Annotated in this window: 4 protein-coding genes; all 4 read left to right on the top strand. The window is 59.4% G+C overall.

The features are described 5' to 3' along the window. The coding region (locus AC0AP0_RS07655) for a M48 family metalloprotease (protein WP_490430031.1) at positions 1 to 471 on the top strand (471 nt) is incomplete at its 5' end. A 47-nt stretch (positions 472 to 518) separates the two neighbouring features. Beyond that, positions 519 to 1,178, top strand: a complete 660-nt coding sequence (locus AC0AP0_RS07650; RefSeq protein ID WP_181415028.1) for a response regulator — start codon at positions 519 to 521, stop codon at positions 1,176 to 1,178. Continuing rightward, a complete protein-coding gene (locus AC0AP0_RS07645) occupies positions 1,175 to 2,350 on the top strand; it encodes a sensor histidine kinase (protein WP_490430029.1) in 1,176 nt (391 codons plus the stop codon). Before AC0AP0_RS07650 ends, AC0AP0_RS07645 begins: the two co-directional genes overlap by 4 nt. A 249-nt stretch (positions 2,351 to 2,599) precedes the next feature. Then, a partial coding sequence (locus AC0AP0_RS07640; RefSeq protein WP_490430027.1) for a hypothetical protein occupies positions 2,600 to 4,418 on the top strand: 1,819 nt, incomplete at its 3' end.

Below are 4,418 nucleotides of genomic sequence, written 5' to 3'. Positions count from 1 at the left end.
GTGGCTTCGGCCATGGCTACGGTCATCACCTACCTGGGTTACTCCCTCATGTATTTCGGCGGTGACAGCCGGGACAGGGATAGTGATTCCGGCGTCTTCGGCCTCCTGGGCGTGCTAATTAGCTCGATTCTGGCCCCCTTGGGCGCCTCTCTGATCCAGATGGCCATTTCGCGCACCCGTGAGTATGACGCCGACGAGGACGGCAGCCGGCTGACTGGGGATCCGGCGGCTCTGGCGTCGGCGCTGAACAAAATATCCTATGGGTCTCAGGCTGCGCCTATGCCGCAGACCGCCGGCACCCAGAGCGCCGCCGCCATGATGATCGAGAACCCCTTCTCGGTCAAAGGATTCAGCAGGCTCTTCTCCACTCATCCGCCCACCGATGAGCGCATCGCCCGCCTGATGCAGATGAGTCAGGAGATGGGGCAGACCCAGGTGAATTCCGGGCATGGAGCCCAGGTGGGGTACTGAGAGGTCGAGCAGTTTTGCGTCCCTGTCGATAGGAGATGATGCCTGGGATGACGGAGACCATCAATCTGGCCATCGTCGACGATCAGGAGCTGGTCAGAGCAGGACTGGTCTCGATACTGGCTGATGAGGACGATATCAACATTGTCGCGGATGCAGCCAGTGCCCGGGAGCTTCTGGAGCACCCTCGCCTGAGAGATGTCGATGTGGCCCTGGTTGACTGCCGTATGCCTGACATTGACGGGATTCGCCTCATCGACATCTTGCGTAAGAGAGGACTGAAAGCCCGATGCATCGCACTGACGGCATTCGACGAGGATGAGAACCTTGTGGGAAGCATCAAGGCTGGAGCATATGGGCACCTGCTCAAAGACGCCGATGCAGAGGAGATCATCGGCACCGTGCATAGGGTCTATAGGGGTGAACGCGTCCTCGGGACTGCAGAGTCGGGTAGGCTGATGGACCTCATCAGCAGGGAAGGCGAACCGTCGCAGCCTGTCAAAGCTGCGGGAGGAGTCGACGTAGCCGACGACTTCGATCGGACTGACCGTCAGATCATCGACATGATTGTGGCTGGTTTAACCAACAGGGAGATTGCCGATCATCTCTGCCTATCCCTGGGCACGGTCAGAAACCGCGTCAGTAGCATTTTCGACAAAACCGGCGTGCGCAATCGCACCGAGTTGGCCATGACCTCAAGGCGGTCATGAGCCCGTCAGAAACTGAGTCGTCTCAGGAGCGGAAACCAGGGTCCCTCCCATACGTGGGCCTGGTGGAGGTCGCTTCGTTCTGCTGCTCCTTCCTGTGGTCAAAATATGGCAATCCTCTCAACTTCTTCCTCTTCCAGACGGTCATGGTGTCGGCCTGGCTGGGTTATAGGCTGATTCGGCGACGTATTCCTGCCCTCATTTGTGGGGGCCTTCTCATCGCGGTTTGTCTGGCAGCCACTCTCTTCGACAATCCGCCGCAGATGTTTCTCACCACCATCGTGACCGTGGATGTTCTCTTCGCCTTTCCGGAGATCTGGACCTGGGTCGCAGTAGGAGGGGAAATAGGGGTCTACATTCTGCATATGGCATGGAGGGGAGAATGGCGACGGGACTCCTGGGGCGATACGGTCCTGAACCTGGCTCTGATCGTCTTCTTCGCGGTGGCTTTCCTCTTTTACGCACGGGCCAGCCGTCTGCTCATTGAAAAGAACCGGCAGCTCGCCAGGCTGTCGCTCACAATAGAGAGCCTGGCCCTAGCTAAGGAGCGGGCAGAGATGGCCTCGCAGATGCATGATTCGATTGGTCAGTACCTATCGGCCATGCACATGGAGCTTGAGGCGGCGCAAAGGACCCTGCACAAGGGTTCATCCATCGACCGGGCCCTCACCCATGTGATCAAGGCCGAAGACATCGATAAGAAGGCACTGGCTCAGGTACGTCAGCAGGCCAGGGCTTTGAACCCGGCTGCCTTTGGCGGGGAGCTGACCAAGGAGTCGATTGTCGGTCTGGCAGACTCCTTTGAATCCACAGGTCTGCATGTGACCGCTACGGTGAATGGGAGCCTGGAGGGCCTGTCATCGCAGAATAAGGTCCTTATCTACCGGGCCTTGCAGGAGACTTTGACCAACGTGGTCCGTCACGCCCATGCCTCCTCCGCCTCGATTGTTATTGATCTGGCACCGAGAACCCTTCGCCTGTGTGTGACGGACGACGGGGTGGGTCCTGGCAAAGGGTCTGGTCGGTTTGTGCCGGGCTTCGGCCTGTCCTCCCTTGAGCAGAGGGTAAAGGACTTGGGCGGCTTCTTGCAGGTAGGACCGGCAGAGACAGCGGAGTCTTCCCGAGGTACCCGGGTAATACTCTCCCTTCCATTGACCGCGGATTCTTGCAGGTAACTTCTGCAGTGCAGCGGACGCAGTGACATTTGTCCTCCTGATGGTGACATCTGTCGGTAGCATCTCCACTATCCGTCGATATAGCTTGGCCCTATGCAATGGGCAGCAATAGGCGGTGAAAGGAAAGGACCCGGAACGGAAGGGGCTGAGGGGCGGAGTATTAGGATCGGGTACATCCGCCTGGTGAATTCCTTGTGGAGGGGAAACCGCGGCCTGCAAATCCTGAACATCCTGGCTGGAGCCTGTCCCATGGCCTTGATTCTCCTGGTTCTTGAGGCTATGGTCCGGGGAGGAGAGGGTGCCGATTCGGCCACTCCGGTAGTCATGGTAGCCATCTTTCTGACGTCTTCAGCTTCCGTTTCCAAGACCATCAGCGACCATGCCTTCACTGCTCAATGGGACAGGCTCATGCGCATCCGTCTGCTGGGCGCCTCCCCCTGTCGGCTCCTGGGCTCGATACTGGCCGTCCAAGGTCTCATGGCTGCCTTCTCAGGCCTCATTGGCGTGGCTCTGGGCGAGCTGATGAAGCCTCTGGCAAGGCCTGCCATGGCACGGCTGGACATGCTTTTGCCGGAGCATGGCATCCTGCCAAACCTCTCCTCCATTCTTATGACGGTCCTGCTTTCCGTTTTGTGCCAATGTCTGGGCGCCATATTGGCTGCAGTGAGGGTCATTCGAGCTCGGCCCGATTTGCAGTCCATGCCCCGCTCTTCCGGGAGACGGCACCGCGCCCTGTCTACTGCGGCCATGCTCCTGGTGGTCCTTGCGACTTGCATGATGATCTACCTAAAGGGGACTGGAGCGGCCGCCGGCGGTATGGGCATCTTTTTGATTCCTCTCTTGGCATGGGCCTTGATAAGAGTGGGCAGACCCCTATTGAACCGAGCAGCGGGGGTCATCATGGCGGGTTACCCAAAAGGTCCTGTGGTCACCTTGGCTTTGCGCAATCAGGAGACCACTAGGGCGGCCTCGCTCTTCACGATGGTGGTCGTCGCCACTGCAGTCGCCTGCGGACTTTTCGGCTTCTTGGGATACAGCGATGCCAATGCGCGCGCCTCTCTGACCACGGCTCTGGCAGGAGGGTCTGTGATCAGCCCGGTCGGCAGTGACCGAGGGGCCCTGAATCATTGGGCCGCCTATGTTCGGTCGCGCGATGCTGATCCTCTTATTCTGGCTCCTGCCACTGTAGTGCCTATGGCAAAGGACGGTGCGGGATGCGACCGGCAAATACGCCGGGCCGCCTCCTACTATCGTGGTGCCTCACGCCTTCAAATAGATGGCGATCTGAGTCGGATTTTTCCGTCCGCAGCCCTGCATCCTGCGCGGGATAGTACAGGATTGGACGGGCTCGATGGGGTGGTGGCTTCCAGTCCGGAGGTGGGCGCGGGTCTGTCCCTCGGCGCGCCGGTCTGTATTGATGATGGGAACGGACCAGCTCGACGGAGTCGGATTGCGGCTATAGCTGACCTGCCGGGTGGAATGGGTCAGTACTTCATCCCCTCGCATCTATCTACTTCTACCTCCCGAAATGCATGGAAGACCGGATATGAACGTTGGGGCGGGCGCACTCCCCTGGCTCTGGTTTCGTCACAGGTGGGTGGCCGGGAGGTGCCGACAGGGGTCGTTGACCAGACGGCTGAAGCATGGGTGGCGAATCTGCCGACTGGCAAGATCTATGCACAGACCGGAGGGGAGGGGATGAAGGAAATGGCCGTCATCGTCTACCCGGTCTTGGTCATATGTGCCGTGGGCGTCCTGTCGCTGATTTTCACCATGGTTGAGGAGAGGCGTAGGACCAGGGCCGTGGCCGTCCTTCTTGATTTGGGAGTCTGGCGGTACGGATGCAGTGGGACGTTAAGGTACCTGAGTGAAGTCTTGCCGGCCTTCCTGCTGGCCTGTGCCGGTTCGCTCCTGGTCGTCAACCTCTGCTCTCACCCGCAGTCAGTCGAACTCTATGGAGGCATCTCCTTTTACTGTCCCGCTGGGCAGCTGGGCCTGCTTCTGGCGGTGGTCCTGGCGATGGGGCTGGTGGCCCTGGTCGCCCACATGGTTTCCTATGTTCGTCTGG

The organism is Bifidobacterium sp. POST2/T3 (B1) (genome assembly GCF_058197115.1).
The sequence above is the reverse complement of the archived record's forward strand: the minus strand, read 5'-3'. Positions and strand labels throughout refer to the sequence as shown.